The 17437-nt window shown below is 72.1% G+C and carries 17 protein-coding genes; 2 read left to right on the top strand and 15 right to left on the bottom strand.

Features of this window, described 5'->3' with window-relative positions; all coding sequences use genetic code 11:
* Window positions 1-124 precede the first annotated feature (124 nt).
* The 5 genes from ABZY20_RS34390 to ABZY20_RS34370 form a co-directional block, all read right to left on the bottom strand.
* Window positions 125-298 carry a hypothetical protein gene (locus ABZY20_RS34390; RefSeq protein WP_356446996.1) on the bottom strand — a complete coding sequence of 58 codons (174 nt, stop codon included), beginning with the start codon at window positions 296-298 and terminating at the stop codon, window positions 125-127.
* Between the two features lie 199 nt (window positions 299-497).
* Entirely contained in the window at window positions 498-1052 is a 555-nt protein-coding gene (locus ABZY20_RS34385; protein ID WP_356446994.1) for a hypothetical protein, read from the bottom strand.
* A gap of 35 nt (window positions 1053-1087) precedes the next feature.
* Complete coding sequence (locus tag ABZY20_RS34380) at window positions 1088-1663, bottom strand: GNAT family protein (protein WP_356446992.1); 576 nt, start codon at window positions 1661-1663, stop codon at window positions 1088-1090.
* Window positions 1641-3887: an MMPL family transporter gene (locus tag ABZY20_RS34375; protein WP_356446990.1), complete on the bottom strand. Its 2247-nt coding sequence runs from the start codon at window positions 3885-3887 to the stop codon at window positions 1641-1643. The genes ABZY20_RS34380 and ABZY20_RS34375 overlap by 23 nt, the downstream gene beginning before the upstream one ends.
* Before the next feature lie 158 nt (window positions 3888-4045).
* Window positions 4046-4378: a hypothetical protein gene (locus ABZY20_RS34370; protein ID WP_356446988.1), complete on the bottom strand. Its 333-nt coding sequence runs from the start codon at window positions 4376-4378 to the stop codon at window positions 4046-4048.
* 191 nt (window positions 4379-4569) lie between these two features.
* On the opposite strand from ABZY20_RS34370, the gene ABZY20_RS34365 reads away from it, so the two are divergent.
* Window positions 4570-5373 (top strand): methyltransferase domain-containing protein, encoded by an 804-nt coding sequence (locus tag ABZY20_RS34365; protein ID WP_356446986.1) that lies wholly within the window; start codon window positions 4570-4572, stop codon window positions 5371-5373.
* Between the two features lie 69 nt (window positions 5374-5442).
* Here ABZY20_RS34365 and gatB read toward each other — a convergent pair whose 3' ends face one another.
* From gatB to ABZY20_RS34315, 10 genes are all read right to left on the bottom strand, one after another.
* On the bottom strand, window positions 5443-6957 hold the full coding sequence (gene gatB, locus ABZY20_RS34360) for an Asp-tRNA(Asn)/Glu-tRNA(Gln) amidotransferase subunit GatB (RefSeq protein ID WP_356446985.1): 1515 nt from the start codon (window positions 6955-6957) through the stop codon (window positions 5443-5445).
* Between the two features lie 15 nt (window positions 6958-6972).
* Window positions 6973-7212 (bottom strand): hypothetical protein, encoded by a 240-nt coding sequence (locus tag ABZY20_RS34355; RefSeq protein ID WP_114255457.1) that lies wholly within the window; start codon window positions 7210-7212, stop codon window positions 6973-6975.
* Window positions 7209-8702 (bottom strand): Asp-tRNA(Asn)/Glu-tRNA(Gln) amidotransferase subunit GatA, encoded by a 1494-nt coding sequence (gatA, locus tag ABZY20_RS34350; protein WP_356446983.1) that lies wholly within the window; start codon window positions 8700-8702, stop codon window positions 7209-7211. Before gatA ends, ABZY20_RS34355 begins: the two co-directional genes overlap by 4 nt.
* Window positions 8703-8707: 5 nt before the next feature.
* Window positions 8708-9004, bottom strand: coding sequence for an Asp-tRNA(Asn)/Glu-tRNA(Gln) amidotransferase subunit GatC (gene gatC / locus ABZY20_RS34345; RefSeq protein ID WP_018531282.1), 297 nt, complete (start codon window positions 9002-9004; stop codon window positions 8708-8710).
* 133 nt (window positions 9005-9137) lie between these two features.
* Window positions 9138-11441, bottom strand: a complete 2304-nt coding sequence (locus ABZY20_RS34340) for an EAL domain-containing protein (protein WP_356446981.1) — start codon at window positions 11439-11441, stop codon at window positions 9138-9140.
* 257 nt (window positions 11442-11698) lie between these two features.
* Window positions 11699-13894 carry an NAD-dependent DNA ligase LigA gene (gene ligA / locus ABZY20_RS34335; protein WP_356446979.1) on the bottom strand — a complete coding sequence of 732 codons (2196 nt, stop codon included), beginning with the start codon at window positions 13892-13894 and terminating at the stop codon, window positions 11699-11701.
* A 15-nt stretch (window positions 13895-13909) separates the two neighbouring features.
* Window positions 13910-14917 carry a methionine synthase gene (locus ABZY20_RS34330; protein ID WP_356446978.1) on the bottom strand — a complete coding sequence of 336 codons (1008 nt, stop codon included), beginning with the start codon at window positions 14915-14917 and terminating at the stop codon, window positions 13910-13912.
* Between the two features lie 31 nt (window positions 14918-14948).
* Window positions 14949-15638 (bottom strand): SDR family oxidoreductase, encoded by a 690-nt coding sequence (locus ABZY20_RS34325; RefSeq protein ID WP_356446976.1) that lies wholly within the window; start codon window positions 15636-15638, stop codon window positions 14949-14951.
* 26 nt (window positions 15639-15664) lie between these two features.
* Window positions 15665-16204, bottom strand: a complete 540-nt coding sequence (locus ABZY20_RS34320) for a TIGR00730 family Rossman fold protein (protein WP_356446975.1) — start codon at window positions 16202-16204, stop codon at window positions 15665-15667.
* Entirely contained in the window at window positions 16201-17004 is an 804-nt protein-coding gene (locus ABZY20_RS34315; protein ID WP_356446973.1) for a class I SAM-dependent methyltransferase, read from the bottom strand. The genes ABZY20_RS34320 and ABZY20_RS34315 overlap by 4 nt, the downstream gene beginning before the upstream one ends.
* A gap of 80 nt (window positions 17005-17084) precedes the next feature.
* On the opposite strand from ABZY20_RS34315, the gene ABZY20_RS34310 reads away from it, so the two are divergent.
* Window positions 17085-17408: a DUF427 domain-containing protein gene (locus ABZY20_RS34310; RefSeq protein ID WP_356446972.1), complete on the top strand. Its 324-nt coding sequence runs from the start codon at window positions 17085-17087 to the stop codon at window positions 17406-17408.
* The last annotated feature ends 29 nt before the right edge of the window (window positions 17409-17437 follow it).

Below are 17437 nucleotides of genomic sequence, written 5' to 3'. Positions count from 1 at the left end.
ATGGCCGACCGGTTCAGCGAGCTGGCCGCCGAGCACCTGGGCACCCGCACCGACGTCCTCGCGGTGCCCCTGCTGCACGACACCCCCGACGAACTAGCGGCGGCGGCCGGTGGCGCCTCGCCGTTCACGCGGCCCGGGTGAACCGGGACCTGCGGAAGCGGCGGGTATGGCTCTCGTGCTCGGCGGAGTCGTGGGCGGATGCGCGGCGGGCGCGGACCGCCTCGCGGACCCGGCGCTCGTGGTCGGCCCGGCGGATGAGGTCGGCGGTGCGCATCTGCTGGAGTTCGTACGCGAACATGGCGTGTCCTTGGTGAGAGGCGGATCGCGGAGGGGTTCCTCCGTGATGCCTCCCACCTTCGTCTCCCGGGCGGGGCGGCCACATCGGGAGAGTTCCGCATCTTCCAGGGCCGGTGGGGCCTTAGACACGCGTGAGGGGCCTCAGACGCCTCCGTAAGGTGCTTACGGAGACGCCCGGGGCCCCTGGGAGTCGCGGTGGCTCAGCTCGCCGACGGCAGGCCGAGCAGAACGCCGGTGTACTTCAGGACGGCCAGGAACAGGCCGATGACGCCGAGCGCGACACCCGCCCAGGCGACCGACTTGATCCACGGGGCCTGGACCCTGCCGGGCGTGCCGAACGCGGGCCGGGCCAGGGTGACGACGCCGGCGACCAGGGCGAGCAGCGCGAACAGGCCGCCCCACAGGGCGGTGGTCTGCCAGGCGTCGCCGTAGACCGCCTGGATCTGCTTGGCCACGCTCGCGTTCGACGCGGTCTCCAGCTGCCCGATGAGGTTCTGGCGCGCGGCGGCCACGGTGCCGACCCAGCTGCCGGTGAGCGAGACGACGCCCAGCGCGGCGGAGACGACGGCACCGGCGCCCTGGCCGACCCCGTGGGAGGCGCCCTCCTCGGTCTCCGGGCCGGCGGCCTCCGCCTCCGGGGTCCTGGGCCGGTTCGCCTCGTCGGACCCGGTGGTGTCCACCGGCTTCTCGTCCACCGCCTTCTCGTCGGTCGTGGCCTTGGTGGCCTCGGTCTCGTCCACTGCGTTCGTTGCCATGTCTCGCACCGTAGGCTCGCTGTCTGAGAAGTTGCTTAATGATCGTTGTGAGCGGTACGCGCGCGTGCCGCGCGCCACTCGGGGGCGAGCACGGACCACACCTCGAGGTCGTGCCGTACGCCACGGTAGTGGTGGGCCTCGCGGCGCACACCGTCGCGGGTCATCCCGAGCCGCCGGGCCACGTTCAGGCTGGGCTGGTTGCCCGAGGCGGCGACCCACTCCACGCGGTGGATGCCGCGCTCCTCGACGGCCCAGTCGATCAGCACCCGCATCGCGCGCGTGACCAGACCCCGGCCGGTCCCGGCGGGCTCCAGCCAGCAGCCGACCTCGCAGGTGCCGTTCGCCGCGTCGAAGTTCAGGAACAGCACGCCGCCCACGAGTTTCCCGTCCAGCCACAGGCCGTGCAGGGACCCCTTGTCGGCGGCGCGCAGGTCGGCGTACAGCTGGAGCTTGGCGCGGGCGGAGGGCAGGTCCGTCTCCGTCGTCCCGAACGGGATGTAGCGGCCGACGAAGTCCCGTCCCCGCTCCAGGTGCGCCAGGAACTCCCCGGCGTGCCAGGGCTCAAGGGGCCGCAGTTCGGCGCCGTCGTCACCCAGGGATGTCGCGTACATCGCGCTGCCGCTCCTCCTCCGCCAGGACGTCCGCCACCTCGGCGTCCGTCGCGGCGGCCAGCCTCTCATGCGCGGCACGGCACTCGGGCGGTTCGATGCTGATCCGCGGCAGGCGCTTGTCGAGCCAGCGGGGCAGCCACCAGTTGGCGCCGCCCAGCATGTGCATCAGGGCGGGGACCAGGAGGGTGCGCAGGACGAAGGCGTCCAGGGCGACCGCGGCGGCCAGCGCGATGCCGAACATGGCGATCACGCGGTCGCCGCTGAGCACGAAGGCCAGGAAGACGGAGATCATGATGACCGCCGCCGAGTTGATCACCCGGCTGGTCTCGGCGAGGCCGACCCGGACGGCCCGCCGGTTGTCGCCGGTCTCCAGCCACTCCTCGTACATCCGGCTGACCAGGAAGACCTGGTAGTCCATGGACAGGCCGAAGAGCACCGACACCATGATCACGGGCAGGAAGGGCTCGATGGGTCCCGCGCTGCCGAGGCCGAGCAGTTCGCTGCCCCAGCCCCACTGGAAGATCGCCACGACCACGCCGAAGGCGGAGGCCACGGCGGCGACGTTCATCGCGGCGGCCTTGAGCGGTATGCCGATCGAGCGGAAGGCCAGCAGGAGCAGCAGGCAGCCCAGGCCGATGACGACCCCGACGAAGAGGGGCAGCTTGGAGACGATGACGTCGGCGAAGTCGTCGTAGCCGGCCGTCATCCCGCCCACCTGCACGTCGAGCGAGGTCCCCGACTCGGCGCGCGGCAGCACGTCCTCGCGCAGCCGGTCGACGAGGTCGCTGGTCTGCTTCGACTGCGGGGAGGACTCGGGTACGACGGTCAGGTACGCGGTGTGCCCGCCGGAGTCGAAGGTGACCGGCGCGACCGAGGCGACGCCCTCGGTGGAGCGGAGCGTGGCGTCGAGGTTGTCCAGGGCGAGCTTGTCCGCGGCTCCGTCGACCTCGGTGACGAGGGTGAGCGGGCCGTTCACCCCGGGGCCGAAGCCGTCGGCGAGCAGGTCGTAGGCCTGGCGGGTGGTGGCCGACCTGGGGTTGTTGCCCTGGTCGGAGGTGCCCAGGTGCAGGGAGAAGGTCGGCAGCGCGAGGACGGCCATGACGGCCAGGGCGACCACGCCGAGCAGCTTGGGGTGGCGTTCGACGAACGCCGACCAGCGGGCGGCGAAGCCGGTGGGCATCTCGGGCTCGGGCCCGTGTTCCGCCAGGCGGCGGCGCTCGCGGCGGCTGAGGGCGCGCATGCCGATGAAGGACAGCAGGGCGGGCAGCAGGGTCACGGAGGCGGCGACCGTGAGGACCACGGTCAGGCTCGCCGCTATGGCGACGCCGTTGAGGAAGCTCAGCCGCAGGATCAGCATGCCCAGCAGGGCGATGCAAACGGTGGCACCCGCGAAGACGACCGCCCGTCCCGTGGTCTGGACGGCGTTGGTGGCCGCCTCGGTGACGGACAGCCCGCGCTTGAGGCCGCGCCGGTGTCTGGTGACGATGAACAGCGCGTAGTCGATGCCGACGCCCAGCCCGATCAGCATGCCGAGCATGGGGGCGAAGTCGGCGACGGTCATGGCGTGCCCGAGCAGCACGATCCCCGCGTAGGCGGTGCCCACGCCGACCAGGGCGGTGGCGATGGGCAGCAGCGACGCGGCCAGGGAGCCGAAGGCGAGGAACAGCACCACCGCGGCGACGAGCACCCCGACGATCTCGGCGGTGTGCCCTTCGGGGGACTCGGTGAGGCCGACGGCGCTGCCGCCCAGCTCCACCTGCAGCCCGTCGGTCTCGGCGTCCTTCGCGGCCTCGACGACGGCCTGCGCCTCGCCCTTGTCGATGTCCTGCGCCTGGTCGTCGAAGGTGACCGTGGCGTAGGCCGTGCGGCCGTCGCCGCTGATGCGGCCGGTGCCCGGCCCGTCGTAGGGGCTGGTGACCGAGGAGACGCCGGGGAGCTTCTCGATGCCGTCCAGGGTGCGGGTCATCGTCTGCTCGACGTCGGCGGCGCGGACGCTGCCGGACGCGGTGTGCCAGACGACGGTGTCGGTGTCGCCGCCGAGCTGCGGGAAGCCCTCGTGCAGCAGCTCCGCGGCCCGGCCCGACTCGGTTCCGGGGACCTGGTAGTCGTTCGAGTACGTGGTGCCGGCGACGGCGGCGCCCGCGGCCGTCCCCGCGAACGCGAGGAGCCACAGCAGGACGCTGAGCAGACGGCGCTGGACACACCAGCGTGCGAGGGCTGCCACGAGACGTGCTCCCGGAGGTGCTGTGAGTGGATCTTTGGCCGGGAGCAGTCGTATTCGAACTGATCAGCCCGCAAAGAACGCATGAGCAATGTGCAGCCACTCTTGCAGGAGAACGAGATCAATTGTCGGTTTCGTGGGCTTATTCACACAAACCTTGATCAGTCGGCCTGGTCCCCCAGAGCCATCACCATCACCCCGGCGATCAGCAGCCACAGCGCCCGGCGGGTCCGGCCCCTCGCACCCAGCACGGCGGCGGCCGCGCACACCGCGGCCCCGCAGGCGTACGCCGCCGGGACGAGCGCGGGTGCGGAGCGGGTCAGGCGCAGCAGCGCGGCGGCCAGACCGGCGAGGGTCAGCGCGGCGCCGGTGGCGGCCGCCGTCCAGCGGGCCCGGCGGGCGTCCCCCAGCTGTTCCTCGGCATCGTCCTGCTCGTTGGCCGCCTCCGAGTCCGGTATCTCTGGGTCGATGTCGGAATCAGCACGTCCACTCATGGCCGAGACGGTAGCGCGCCGGGCGGGGGAAACCGGGTGCGGGTCCGGGTGGCCGCCTGTTAGCGTCCGCTGGTCCGAGACGTGCCCGCGGCCCCCCGCCGCCCGGCTGAAGCAGGTGCATTGTTTGACGGTCCGACCGAGCTCCGACGCGACCCCCTTCCTTCCCAAGGACCCAAGGAGCCCGTTCACCGATGCCGGACATCACCTCCCGGACCCCGAACGACCCCCTCGCTGACCGTGTGAGCCACCCCGGCTACCCGCGCAGCAACGGCTACGACGCCCGCTGGACCATCGACAACCAGATGGGCCCGCACGGGCTGTGGCTGCTGGAGTGGCTGGCCCCCGCCCTGGGCCTCGACACCCTGAGCCCCGGCTCCCGGGTGCTCGACCTGGGCTGCGGACGCGCCATGACGTCGATCTTCCTGGCCAAGGAGTACGACCTCCAGGTCACCGCGGCCGACCTGTGGATCAAGCCCGGCGAGAACGCCGTGCGCATCGCCGAGGCGGGAGTCGCCGACCGCGTGCAGCCGGTGCTCGCCGAGGCGCACGACCTGCCGTTCGGCGAGAACGGCTTCGACGCGATCGTCTCGATCGACGCCTACCAGTACTTCGGCACGGACGACCTGTACCTGCCGGAGGCGGTGCGGCTGCTGAAACCCGGCGGCCGGATCGGCGTCGTCGTGCCGGCACTGCGCGAGGAGATCGACGGCGTCGCACCGCCGGAGCACCTCGCGCCGTACTGGGAGCCCGCGTACTGGTGCTTCCACAGCGCCGGCTGGTGGCGCCGCCACTGGACCCGCAGCGGGGCCGTGGAGGTCGAGACGGCCGACTGGCTGGACGACGGCTGGCGTGACTGGCTGCGGTGGTGCGAGGTCGTGGCCGAGGAGCACGGCGACGAGTGGCACGTCCGGATGGCCGGGCAGTGCGCCGAGATGCTGCGTCTCGACCAGGGCCGCACGCTCGGCTTCGTGCGGGTCGTGGGGCGCCGCCCGTAGGCGACCGAAAGAAAAGGGGGGATGCGCCGGGTACGGCGCATCCCCCCTCTGCCGGGTCCGCGTGAGGGCTCAGCCCTCGCTGACGCCCAGCTTCTCCAGGATCAGTTCCTTGACGCGCGCGGCGTCGGCCTGGCCCCGGGTCGCCTTCATGACCGCGCCGACCAGGGCGCCGGCCGCGGCCACCTTGCCGCCGCGGATCTTGTCGGCGATGGCCGGGTTGCCGGCGATGGCCTCCTCGACGGCGGTGGTGAGCGCGCCCTCGTCGGAGACGACCTTCAGGCCGCGCCGGTCCACGACCTCGTCCGGGGTGCCTTCGCCCGCGAGGACGCCCTCGATGACCTGACGGGCCAGCTTGTCGTTCAGGTCGCCCTTCGCGACGAGCTCGGTGACCCGGGCCACCTGCTGCGGCGTGATCGCCAGTTCGTCGAGCGCCTTGCCCGACTCGTTGGCGCTGCGGGCCAGTTCGCCCATCCACCACTTGCGGGCGGAGGCGGCGTCGGCCCCGGCATCGATCGTGGCGACGATCGGCTCCAGCGCACCGGCGTTGAGGATCGCCTGCATGTCGGTGCCGGAGACGCCCCACTCCTCGCGGAGCCGGTTGCGGCGCACCAGCGGCAGCTCGGGCAGACCGGAGCGGATCTCCTCGACCCACTCCCGCGAGGGCGCCACCGGAACGAGGTCGGGCTCCGGGAAGTACCGGTAGTCCTCGGCCTCCTCCTTCACGCGGCCCGAGGTCGTCGACCCGGTGTCCTCGTGGAAGTGCCGGGTCTCCTGCACGATGGTGCCGCCGGAGGACAGCACGGCCGCGTGCCGCTGGATCTCGAAGCGGGCCGCGCGCTCCACGGACCGCAGCGAGTTGACGTTCTTGGTCTCCGAACGCGTGCCGAACTTCTCGGTGCCGTGCGGGCGCAGCGAGAGGTTCACGTCGCAGCGCATCTGGCCCATCTCCATACGGGCCTCGGAGACGCCGAGCGCCCGGATGACCTCGCGCAGCTCACGGACGTAGGCGCGCGCGACCTCGGGGGCGCGTTCGCCGGCGCCCTCGATCGGCTTGGTGACGATCTCGATGAGCGGGATGCCGGCGCGGTTGTAGTCCAGCAGGGAGTGGGACGCGCCGTGGATGCGGCCGGTGGCGCCGCCGACGTGCGTCGACTTGCCGGTGTCCTCCTCCATGTGGGCGCGCTCGATCTCCACGCGGAAGGTCTCGCCGTCCTCCAGCTGCACGTCGAGGTAGCCGTCGAAGGCGATCGGCTCGTCGTACTGGGAGGTCTGGAAGTTCTTCGGCATGTCCGGATAGAAGTAGTTCTTCCGGGCGAAGCGGCACCACTCGGCGATCTCGCAGTTCAGCGCGAGGCCGATCTTGATGGCGGACTCGACGCCGGTCGCGTTGACGACCGGGAGCGCGCCGGGCAGGCCGAGGCAGACCGGGCAGGTCTGCGTGTTGGCGTCCTGGCCGAGGGCGGTCGAGCAGCCGCAGAACATCTTGGTCTTGGTGCCGAGTTCGACATGGACCTCGAGGCCCATGACGGGGTCGTACGACGCGAGTGCGTCCTCGTACGACACCAGGTCGGTCGTGGTGGTCACGGTGAAGGTTCCCTCTCAGCCCAGCAGGACGTCGTCGTCGCCCAGCCGCTTCAGCTCGCGGTAGAGAATGGCCAGGTTGGTGACGACCGCCGCGCCGGTCACGACGGCGTCGATCAGCCGCAGCGTGTCGTTGTCTCCGCGGGCCTTCTTGATCTGCTTGTAGACACCGACGGCGCCGAACGCCGACGTGGCCATCGAGATGTACAGACCGGACTTGGAGCTCTTGAAGCCCTTGGCCTTGGACAGTGCGCTCACAGCGACGGAGCCTCCTCGATCAGCGGGTGGCCCCACTTTTGCACGAAGGCGGCCTCGACGGCGGCGCCCACCTTGTACAGGCGGTCGTCCTTCATGACGGGGGCGATGATCTGCAGACCGACCGGGAGGTTGTCCTCCGGGGCGAGGCCGCACGGCAGTGACATGGCCGCGTTGCCCGCCAGGTTGGTCGGGATGGTGCACAGGTCGGCGAGGTACATCGCCATCGGGTCGTCGGCGCGCTCGCCGATCGCGAAGGCGGTGGTCGGGGTCGTCGGGGAGACGATCACGTCGACCTGCTCGAACGCCTTGTCGAAGTCCTGCTTGATGAGCGTGCGGACCTTCTGGGCGCTGCCGTAGTACGCGTCGTAGTAGCCGGAGCTGAGCGCGTACGTGCCGAGCATGATGCGGCGCTTGACCTCGGGGCCGAAGCCGGCCTCGCGGGTGAGGGAGGTGACCTCCTCGGCGGAGTGCGTGCCGTCGTCGCCGACGCGCAGGCCGTAGCGCAGGCCGTCGAAGCGGGCGAGGTTGGACGAGCACTCCGACGGCGCGATCAGGTAGTACGCCGACAGCGCCAGGTCGAAGGACGGGCAGTCCAGCTCGACGATCTCGGCGCCCAGTTCCTTCAGCAGCTCGACCGACTCGTCGAAGCGCTGGATGACGCCGGCCTGGTAGCCCTCGCCGCGGAACTGCTTGACGACACCGACGCGCATCCCCGCGACGCTGCCGTTGCGGGCGGCCTCGACGACCGGCGGGACCGGCTCGTCGATGGAGGTCGAGTCGAGCGGGTCGTGCCCGGCGATGACCTCGTGCAGCAGGGCCGCGTCGAGCACCGTGCGGGCGCAGGGACCGCCCTGGTCCAGGGAGGACGAGAAGGCGACCATGCCGTAGCGGGAGACCGCGCCGTAGGTCGGCTTCACGCCGACCGTGCCGGTGACGGCGGCGGGCTGGCGGATGGAGCCGCCGGTGTCGGTGCCGATGGCCAGGGGCGCCATGTGCGCGGCCAGCGCGGCGGAGGAGCCGCCGCCGGAACCGCCGGGGATCTTGGTCAGGTCCCAGGGGTTGCCGGTCGGGCCGTAGGCGCTGTTCTCGGTGGAGGACCCCATGGCGAACTCGTCCATGTTGGTCTTGCCGAGGATGACGACGTCGGCGGCCTTCAGCCGCTTGGTGAGCGTCGCGTCGTACGGCGGGATCCAGCCCTCGAGGATCTTCGAGCCGACGGTCGTCGGGATGCCCTCGGTGGTGAAGATGTCCTTCAGCGCGAGGGGGACGCCGGCGAGGGGGCCGAGCTTCTCGCCCCGCTCCCGCTTCGCGTCGACGGCGCGGGCCTGGGCGAGGGCGCCCTCACGGTCCACGTGCAGGAAGGCGTGCACCTTCTCGTCGACGGCCTCGATGCGGGCGAGGTGGGCCTCGGTGACCTCGACGGCCGTGAGCTCGCCGGAGGCGATCTTCGCGGCGGTCTCGGCGGCCGTGAGCTTGATGATGTCCGTCATGGCGATTAGTCCTCCCCCAGGATCTGCGGCACCTTGAAACGCTGCTGCTCCTGGGCCGGGGCGCCGGAGAGCGCCTGCTCGGGGGTGAGCGACGGACGGACCTCGTCCGCGCGCATGACGTTCGTCAGCGGGAGCGGGTGCGAGGTCGGCGGTACGTCTTGGTCGGCGACCTCGCTGACGCGGGCGACCGCGCCGATGATGTCGTCCAGCTGTCCCGCGAAGTGGTCGAGCTCTTCGGGCTTCAGCTCCAGACGCGCCAGCCGGGCGAGGTGGGCGACCTCCTCGCGCGTGATGCCAGGCATGCAGCGATCCTCTGGGGTGAGTGAATGTGGTTTGGCCTAATCCTATGGGGCCGGGGGCGGTGCCCGTGAAACGGTTTGCCGCTCCTCGCGGTCGGGGGCGCCGGACCGCCCGTCCCGCCCCGGCCGGAAAGGCCTAGCCCAGCCGGCCCGAGTCGTCCGCCGCGGCCGCCGGGAGCGCGGCCCGTGGACGCTGCCAGCCCCGGGAGCCGCGGGCGCGCAGCCAGGCCGTGGTCTCCTCGGGCGGCATCGCGGCGGCGACCAGCCAGCCCTGCACGGCGTCGCAGCCGAGGTCGCGCAGGCGCTCCCAGGTCTCGTCGTCCTCGACGCCCTCGGCGACGACGAGCAGTCCGAGGGAGTGCGCGAGGTCGACCGTGCAGCGCACGATCTCCGCGTCCTCGTGGTCGAGCGCGAGCCGGGCCACGAAGGAGCGGTCGATCTTCAGCTCGCTGACCGGGAGCCGGCGCAGGTGCACCAGCGAGGAGTAGCCGGTGCCGAAGTCGTCCAGGGACATCTTCACGCCGTGCCCGGTGAGCCCGTTGAGGGTGTCGGCGGCGCGCTGCGGGTCCTCCAGCAGGACGTGCTCGGTGATCTCCAGCTGGAGCGCTCCCGCCGGGACGCCGTGCCGGGCCAGCCGCGCGGCGACCGAGCCGGCGAAGCCGGGGGTGTGCACGTCCCGCGGCGAGACGTTCACCGCGACCGGCACGAACAGGCCCTGCGCACGCCAGCGCGCGACCTGGCCGAGCGCGGTCTCCAGGACGTACTCGGTGAGGTGCGGCATCAGGCCGGAGGACTCGGCGATCGCTATGAACTCGTCCGGCGGGACCCTGCCCCGCTCCGGGTGCACCCAGCGCACCAGGGCCTCCAGGCCCGCGACCTGGCCGTCGAAGCGGACCTTGGGCTGGTAGTGCAGGTGCACCTCGTGCGCGTCGAGGGCGCGGCGCAGGTCGCCCAGCAGCCCGAGCCGGTCGGGGGTGTTGGAGTCGCGCTTGGACTCGTAGACCTCCACGCCCGTGCGGTCGCGCTTCGCCTGGTACATCGCCACGTCCGCCCGCCGCAGCAGGCCCTCCGCGTCCAGCGCGTGGTCCGGGAAGACGGCGACTCCCGCGCTCGCCTCCAGGACCAGGGTGAGTCCGTCGAGGTCGAGCGGGGAGCTGAGGGCGGAGACCAGGCTGCGGGCGACCCGGGTCGCGGAGGTCGTGGAGTCGGCGACGGGCAGTAAGACGGCGAACTCGTCCCCGCCGAGCCGGGCGGCCTCGGCGCCCCTCGGGAGCGCCACCCGCAGCCGGTCGGCGATCTGCAACAGCAGCCGGTCACCGGCCAGATGACCGAGCGTGTCGTTGACCGAACGGAAGCGGTCGAGGTCGATCAGCATCAGGGCGGCGCGGGCGTCGATCCGCTCCGCGTCGTCGAGCGCGGTCCAGATGCGCTCCAGCAGCCACTGCCGGTTGGGCAGCCCGGTCAGCGGGTCGCGCAGCTGCTCCTCCGCGCGGGCCCGGGCGATCCACAGCGTGGAGTCCAGGGCGATCAGGGGGATGGAGAACAGCGGCAGCAGGATCGGCTTGGCCACGGCCACCACGCACACCAGCGGCGCGATCCCGAGCAGCGCGACGGCGACCAGGCCGTGCCGGACCAGGGCGGTGCGGGCGACGGTGGGCAGGCCGGGGCGCGGGGTGTGCAGGTACCACAGCAGGACGCGGGTGACGGCCAGGTAGGCGACGGCGACCAGGACCACCTGCGGCGCGGTGGAGAGGCTCCAGCCGCCGGGCTCGGCGGGGGACTCGACGGACGGCACGCTGCCGAAGGCGCCCAGCACCAGGGCGCCGGCGCCGATGCCGAGGAGGTCGACCGCTCCGTGCAGCACGCCCTGGCGCCAGCGGTTGCGGCGGGCGATGCCCACCAGTACGACGACGGTGAGGCTGACCATGCCGGCCGGAACCCACCCGTACAGCAGCAGCACGGCCAGGGTGAGGGCGGCGCCCGAGCCGGTGCCGCCCCACCAGCGGGAGCGGCCGAGCATCACGAGGTGGCCGACGATGACGCCGGTCAGCACGGCCAGCGCCCAGCCGGTGGTGCCCGACGGGAAGAGCGCGTGCCCGCCGGTGAAGGCGTGCTGGAAGCCGGCGCCCAGGACGAGGGCGGCGGCCACGACGACCGCCGCGGGCAGCGCGGGCCAGGAGTGGTGCCGTTCGGAGTCCGGGTCGCGGCCTGTTCCGGCCGGTCCGGGGGTGTGCTCGGTGACCGGTTGTGCGACGCCGCGGCCGTCCGCCGCGATGCGTCCCCCGGCGGCGCGCCCGTCCGCGGTGTACTGTCCGACGGCGCGCACCTCCGCGCCCGGACGCCCCGCGGGCCGTGCGGCCCCACGGACTGCACGCCATGCGACCACCATACGGCGCAGGCGCAGCCGTGAGCCCGGCACGGCGCTCTCGGTCGGTTCCATTCCCGTCCCTCTCACAGCCGGCGGTGCCCACGCCACGCGGCCCGGTGCCCGACACACCCCGACGACCGCGCTGGAAAACCCTTCCCCGCGCCCCGTCCGAGCACGAAGATGCCCCGACCGCAGCTGGGCACGGCAGGCGCACATCTCAACAGTAGGCCGCGGAAGGCTTCCACGGGCAGCGGTCGCCGACGGTTGCCCGAATGCGCCCCAGCCACCCGTATGCATCTGATATGCGCCGAACGGGTGGCCTTCAACCGCTACTCCTCGGCCGAAAGAGCGACGTCGGCGGCTGCTTCCGGCCCTTGTTCGAGCAGCACGCCGAAACCCTCCTCGTTCAGAACCGGAACCTTCAGCTGCATCGCCTTGTCGTACTTCGATCCGGGACTGTCGCCCACGACCACGAACGAGGTCTTCTTCGAGACCGAGCCGGTCACCTTCGCTCCGCGGCTCTGCAGCGCCTCCTTGGCGCCGTCCCGGGTGAAGTGCTCGAGCGTGCCGGTGACGACGACGGTGAGGCCTTCGAGCGGGCGCGGGCCCTCGTCCTCGCCGGTGCTCTCCTCCTCCATGCGGACACCCGCGGCCTTCCACTTGCGGATGATCTCGCGGTGCCAGTCCTCGGCGAACCACTGCTTGAGGGAGGTGGCGATGGTCGGCCCGACGCCCTCGGTGTTCGCCAGTTCCTCCTCCGTGGCCTGGTCGATGCGCTCGATCGAGCGGAACTCGCGGGCCAGCGCCTCGGCCGCGACCGGGCCGACATGACGGATCGACAGGCTGGTGAGGATCCGGGCGAGCGGGCGCTCCTTGGCCGCGGCGATGTTCTCCAGCATGGCGAGCGCGTTCTTGCGGGGCTCGCCCTGCTGGTTGGCGAAGATCGTGGCGACCTTCTCCTCGCCGGTCTTCGGGTCCCGCTTGGGCAGGCCGCTGTCCGAGTCGAGGACGTAGGCCCTGATGGGCAGCAGCCGCTCGATGGTGAGGTCGAACAGGTCGCCCTCGTCCACCAGCGGCGGGGCCTCCGGCTCCAGCGGGGCGGTCAGGGCCGCGGCGGCGACATAGCCGAAGTGCTCGATGTCCAGCGCCTTGCGGCCCGCGAGGTAGAACAGGCGCTCGCGCAACTGGGCCGGGCAGGTGCGGGCGTTGGGGCAGCGCAGGTCGACGTCGCCCTCCTTCATCGGCCGCAGGGGCGTGCCGCACTCCGGGCACTCGCCCGGCATCACGAACTCCCGCTCGGTGCCGTCGCGCTTGTCGACGACCGGCCCGAGGATCTCCGGGATGACGTCACCGGCCTTGCGCAGCACGACCGTGTCACCGATGAGGACGCCCTTGGCCTTGACCACGTCCTGGTTGTGCAGCGTGGCGAACTCGACCTCGGAGCCCGCGACCGTGACCGGCTCGACCTGGGCGTACGGCGTGACCCGGCCCGTACGGCCCACGCCCACGCGGATGTTGACCAGCGTGGTGTTGACCTCCTCCGGCGCGTACTTGTACGCGATCGCCCAGCGCGGGGCGCGGGAGGTGGAGCCGAGGCGGCCCTGCAGGGGGATCTCGTCGAGCTTGACGACCACGCCGTCGATCTCGTGCTCCACGGAGTGGCGGTTCTCGCCGTAGTGGGCGATGAACTCCCGCACTCCTTCCAGGCCGTCGACCACCCTGTTGTGCCGGGAGGTGGGCAGGCCCCAGGTCTTGAGCAGGTCGTAGGCCTGGGAGAGGCGGGTCAGGCCGGAGAAGCCCTCCAGGGCGCCGATGCCGTGCACCACCATGTGCAGGGGGCGGGTGGCGGTGACGCGCGGGTCCTTCTGGCGCAGTGAACCGGCCGCCGCGTTGCGGGGGTTGGCGAAGGGCTTGTCACCGGCCTCCACCAGGCGGGCGTTGAGCTCCTGGAACTTCTCCATCGGGAAGTAGACCTCGCCGCGGATCTCCACCAGGTCGGGGACGTCGTCGCCCTTGAGGCGGTCGGGGATCTCGGCGATCGTCCGCACGTTGGGCGTGATGTCCTCGCCGGTGCGGCCGTCGCCGCGGGTCGCCGCGCGGGTGAGGCGGCCGCGCTCGTAGGTGAGGTTCACGGCGAGGCCGTCGACCTTCAGCTCGCACAGGAAGTGGTAGGTCTGCTCGCCCAGTTCCCTGGCGATGCGCTCCGCCCAGGCGGCGAGGTCGTCGTCGTTGAACGTGTTGTCCAGGGAGAGCATCCGCTCGCGGTGCGCGACCGCCGTGAACTCCGTCTCGTAGGACCCGGCCACCTTCTGGGTCGGCGAGTCCGGGGTGCGCAGCTCGGGGTGCTCCTCCTCCAGCGCCTCCAGGGAACGCAGCAACTGGTCGAACTCCGCGTCGCTGACGACGGGAGCGTCCTTCACGTAGTAGCGGAAGCGGTGCTCCTCGATCTGCTCCGCGAGGCGCGCGTGCTTCTCCCGTGCCTCGGCGGGCACCGTCGTCGTCTCCGCCTGCTTGTCGCCGGCCACCGTGTCGTCCTCCCGTTACTCTGGGTTGTCCGCGAGGGATCTCGCCGCCCGGACACAGTGGGCGAGCGCCGTGCGCGCGTACCCCGGGGAGACCCCCGCGAGTCCGCACGCCGGGGTGAGCGTGACCGCCTCCGCGAGAAGCCCCGGTGACAGCCCCAGCCTGCGCCACAGCGTCCTGACACCCATGACGCTACCGGCAGGGTCTGACAATGGGCCCTCCGCGGACGGGACGACACCGGCGAACAGCCGGGTCCCGCCCTCCACGGTCTCGCCGATCACCTCGTCGTCACGCTCGGTGAGCAGCGAGAAGTCGAACGAGACGGCCGCGGCGCCCGCCCGGCGCAGCAGGGCGAACGGCACGTCCGGGGCGCAGGAGTGGACCACGACCGGGCCCCCGGCGTGGACGCCGACGACCTCGCGCAGGGTCTGCTCGACGACCTGCCGGTCGGCGGCCCGGTGGGTGCGGTAGCCGCTGGCGGTCCTCACCTGACCGCGCAGGACGGCCGTGAGGGACGGCTCGTCGAGCTGGAGCACGGGCTGCGCGCCCGGGACCCGCCGCCGCACCTCGGCGAGGTGCTCGCGCAGCCCCTCGGCGAGGGAGGCGGCCAGGTCGCGGCAGGCGCCGGGGTCGGACAGGGCGGCCTCGCCGCCCCGCAGCTCCAGGTGCGCGGCGAGGGTCCAGGGCCCGACGGCCTGGACCTTCAGCGGGCCCTGGTAGCCCTGGGTGAACTCCTCCAGCGCGTCGAGGTCCTGGTGGAGCCAGGAGCGGGCCCGCCGGGTGTCGCGGCCCGGCCGGTCCCCGAGGCGCCAGCCGCTGGGCTCCACGCGCGCGTACAGCTCGACGAGCATGCCGGCGGTGCGCCCGATCATGTCCGCGCCGGGGCCGCGGGCGGGCAGTTCGGGCAGGAACGGGAAGTCCTCGAAGGTGCCGGTGGCGGTCTTGACGGCCTCACGGGCGTCGCCGCCGGGCAGGGAACCCACGCCGGTGGCGGCACCGAAGCTGAACTGGCTGTTTTCGCTCACCGGAGCAGCCTACGCAGCGGCGTCCCCGGGGTCAGTTCCCCGGTCGCACCGTCAGGTCGTTGACCTCCGCGTCCCTCGGCAGGTCCAGGGCCATCAGGATGGTGGTGGCCACCGACTCCGGGTCGATCCAGCGCGAGGCGTCGTACTCCTTGCCCTCCTGCTGGTGGACCTTGGCCTGCATGGGGCTGGCCGTGCGGCCCGGGTAGACCGAGGTGACGCGCACGCCGTGGCCGTGCTCCTCGTGGCGCAGGGCGTCGGCGAGGGCCTTCAGGCCGTGCTTGGAGGCGGCGTAGGCGGACCAGCCGGCGTGGGCGCTGAGGCCGGCGCCGGAGTTGACGAACAGCACGTGGCCCCGGGCGACGCGCAGCTGGGGCAGGAAGTGCCGGGTCAGCTCGGCGGGGGCGACCAGGTTGACGTCGAGCTGGTGGCGCCAGGCCTTCGGGGTGAGGTCGCCGACCGGGCCCAGGTCGACGACCCCGGCGATGTGCAGCAGCGAGTCCACGCGGTCGGGCAGCGACTGGTGGGAGAAGGCCCAGGACAGCCTGGCGGGGTCCGACAGGTCGCCGACGAGGGTCCTGGAGCCCGGGAACGCGGCCGCCAGTTCCTTGGCGCGGCCCGCGTCGCGCGCGTGCAGCACGAGTTCGTCCCCGCGCGCGTGGAGGCGGCGGGCGACGGCCGCGCCGATGCCGGAACCGGCTCCGGTGATCACATGAGTAGCCATGCCGCCATGCTCGCATCAGCGCCGGGTCACGCGATGCCCCGGCTCTCCTCCAGGTAGGCCAGCGCCCCGGCCGGCTCCTCGGCGAAGAACACCAGGTCGGCGAGGGGGCGGGGCAGGAAGCCCTCGTCCTCCATCCGGCGGAACTGCTCCTTCAGGCCGTCGTAGAAGCCGGCCGTGTTGAGCAGCACGACCGGCTTGTCGGTGTGCCCGTGCTTCTTCAGCTCCAGGATCTCGGTGGCCTCGTCGAGCGTGCCCGTGCCGCCGACCATGATGACCACGGCGTCGGCCTTCTCCAGCAGCAGCCTCTTGCGCTCGGCGAGGTCCTCGGCGACCACCATCTCGTCGACGCCCCGGCGGGCCTTGGCCGCGAGGAACCGCACGGAGACGCCGGTCAGCCGGCCACCGGCCTCCTGCACCCCGTCGGCGACGACCTTCATCAGGCCGACGTCGGAGCCGCCCCACACCAGGGTGTGACCGCCCTTGCCCAGCAGCGTCGCGAACTCCCGGGCGGGGCGGGTGTAGCGCTCGTCGAGTTCGGCGGCGGAGAGGAAGACGCAGATGTTCATGAGCCCACCGTACGGGCCCGGTCCGGGGCCGCGGTCAGGCGCATCTTGGACTGCCGGTGCGGCAGTTCCTCCCAGTCGTCCATGAACCGGGCGTGCAGGCCGTGCCGGGCGGCGAGTTCGGTCAGGGTCCGGGTCCGGTAGTAGAAGTCCTCGTGCAGGACCTGGTGCTCCTCGCCCTCGGTGCGGTCGAAGGTGAAGTCGAAGAAACCGCCGGGTGCGAGGATCCGGCCGACGTGCGCGAAGCACTCCTCGATGACGGGCAGCGGCGAGTGCGAGAAGACGCTGTGCGCGTGCACCACGTCGAAGTGCGCCTCGGGCAGGAAGGCGAAGGTGAGGTCGTCGGCGAGGGTCAGGTGCGGCAGCTTGGCCTGGAGCTTCTCGGCGACGAGGGTGTCCTGCGCGGCGAGCAGGATGTGCGGCGAGATGTCGATGCCGTAGTAGTGGCCGGTGTCGAGGTGGTCGATGAACAGCCGGCCGGCGCGCAGGTTGCCGCAGCCGATGTCCAGCATGCGGTGGTGCGGCCGCAGTCCGTGTCCCACCAGGTAGTCGAACTGCATGCGGCCGATGCGCGTCCACGACTCGCGCGAGGGGTTGTGCCCCACCGCCGCCCGGGCGCTGCGCGCCGTGTCGGAGGCCATCACGGCGCGGTAGTAGGCGATGTGGTCGCGGTAGCGCAGCCGCAGCAGGGCGTCCCGGGCCGCGCGCCGGGCGTGCGCGGGTATGCGTCCCGGGTTGCGCACGGCGTAGCGGACCTGGTGGAGCAGGCTGCTTCGGTTCCCGGTCGGTTCCGTGGCGCGCATGGGGCCTCCTGCGGCGGGGGAAGAACTCGGCTTCAGCCTGCGCTGTAACCGTGGAGTCGGCTACCCGAGGAGGGGCGATCGTGACGAGAGGGCATCGCATCACCGTCGAGCGGAGCGGGCGGCGCGTGCGCGTCGTGCGCGGCGAGCAGGTCCTGGCGGACAGCGACCGCTCGCTGCTGCTGCGCGAGACGGGCTGCCCGGAGCGGTACTACATCCCGCCCGAGGACGTGCGCCTGGACCTGCTGACACCGTCCGGCACACAGACGTACTGCCCCTTCAAGGGCACCGCGTCCTACTGGTCGCTGCCGGACGCGGCGGACCTCGTCTGGGCGTATCCGGACCCGAAGCCGGACGTCGCCGGGATCAAGGACCACCTGTGCTTCTACGAGGTGGAAGTGATGTGATCGGCTGACGCGCGGCCCGCCTCTTCGAT

It is taken from the genome of Streptomyces sp. NPDC006624 (genome assembly GCF_040611555.1).
GTDB lineage: Bacteria > Actinomycetota > Actinomycetes > Streptomycetales > Streptomycetaceae > Streptomyces.
Note: the sequence above shows the minus strand (reverse complement) of the source record. Positions and strands in the feature narration are given on the sequence as shown.

Bases quoted from the DNA above. Each gene is read 5' to 3' on its own strand.
- ABZY20_RS34380 (WP_356446992.1), bottom strand. From the start codon at position 1,663: ATGTACGCGACATCCCTGGGTGACGACGGCGCCGAACTGCGGCCCCTT.
- gatA (WP_356446983.1), bottom strand. From the start codon at position 8,702: ATGACGGACATCATCAAGCTCACGGCCGCCGAGACCGCCGCGAAGATC.
- gatC (WP_018531282.1), bottom strand. From the start codon at position 9,004: ATGCCTGGCATCACGCGCGAGGAGGTCGCCCACCTCGCCCGGCTGGCG.
- ABZY20_RS34370 (WP_356446988.1), bottom strand. From the start codon at position 4,378: ATGAGTGGACGTGCTGATTCCGACATCGACCCAGAGATACCGGACTCG.
- ABZY20_RS34315 (WP_356446973.1), bottom strand. From the start codon at position 17,004: ATGCGCGCCACGGAACCGACCGGGAACCGAAGCAGCCTGCTCCACCAG.
- ABZY20_RS34340 (WP_356446981.1), bottom strand. From the start codon at position 11,441: ATGGAACCGACCGAGAGCGCCGTGCCGGGCTCACGGCTGCGCCTGCGC.
- ABZY20_RS34325 (WP_356446976.1), bottom strand. From the start codon at position 15,638: ATGGCTACTCATGTGATCACCGGAGCCGGTTCCGGCATCGGCGCGGCC.
- ABZY20_RS34365 (WP_356446986.1), top strand. From the start codon at position 4,570: ATGCCGGACATCACCTCCCGGACCCCGAACGACCCCCTCGCTGACCGT.
- ABZY20_RS34390 (WP_356446996.1), bottom strand. From the start codon at position 298: ATGTTCGCGTACGAACTCCAGCAGATGCGCACCGCCGACCTCATCCGC.
- ABZY20_RS34320 (WP_356446975.1), bottom strand. From the start codon at position 16,204: ATGAACATCTGCGTCTTCCTCTCCGCCGCCGAACTCGACGAGCGCTAC.
- ABZY20_RS34385 (WP_356446994.1), bottom strand. From the start codon at position 1,052: ATGGCAACGAACGCAGTGGACGAGACCGAGGCCACCAAGGCCACGACC.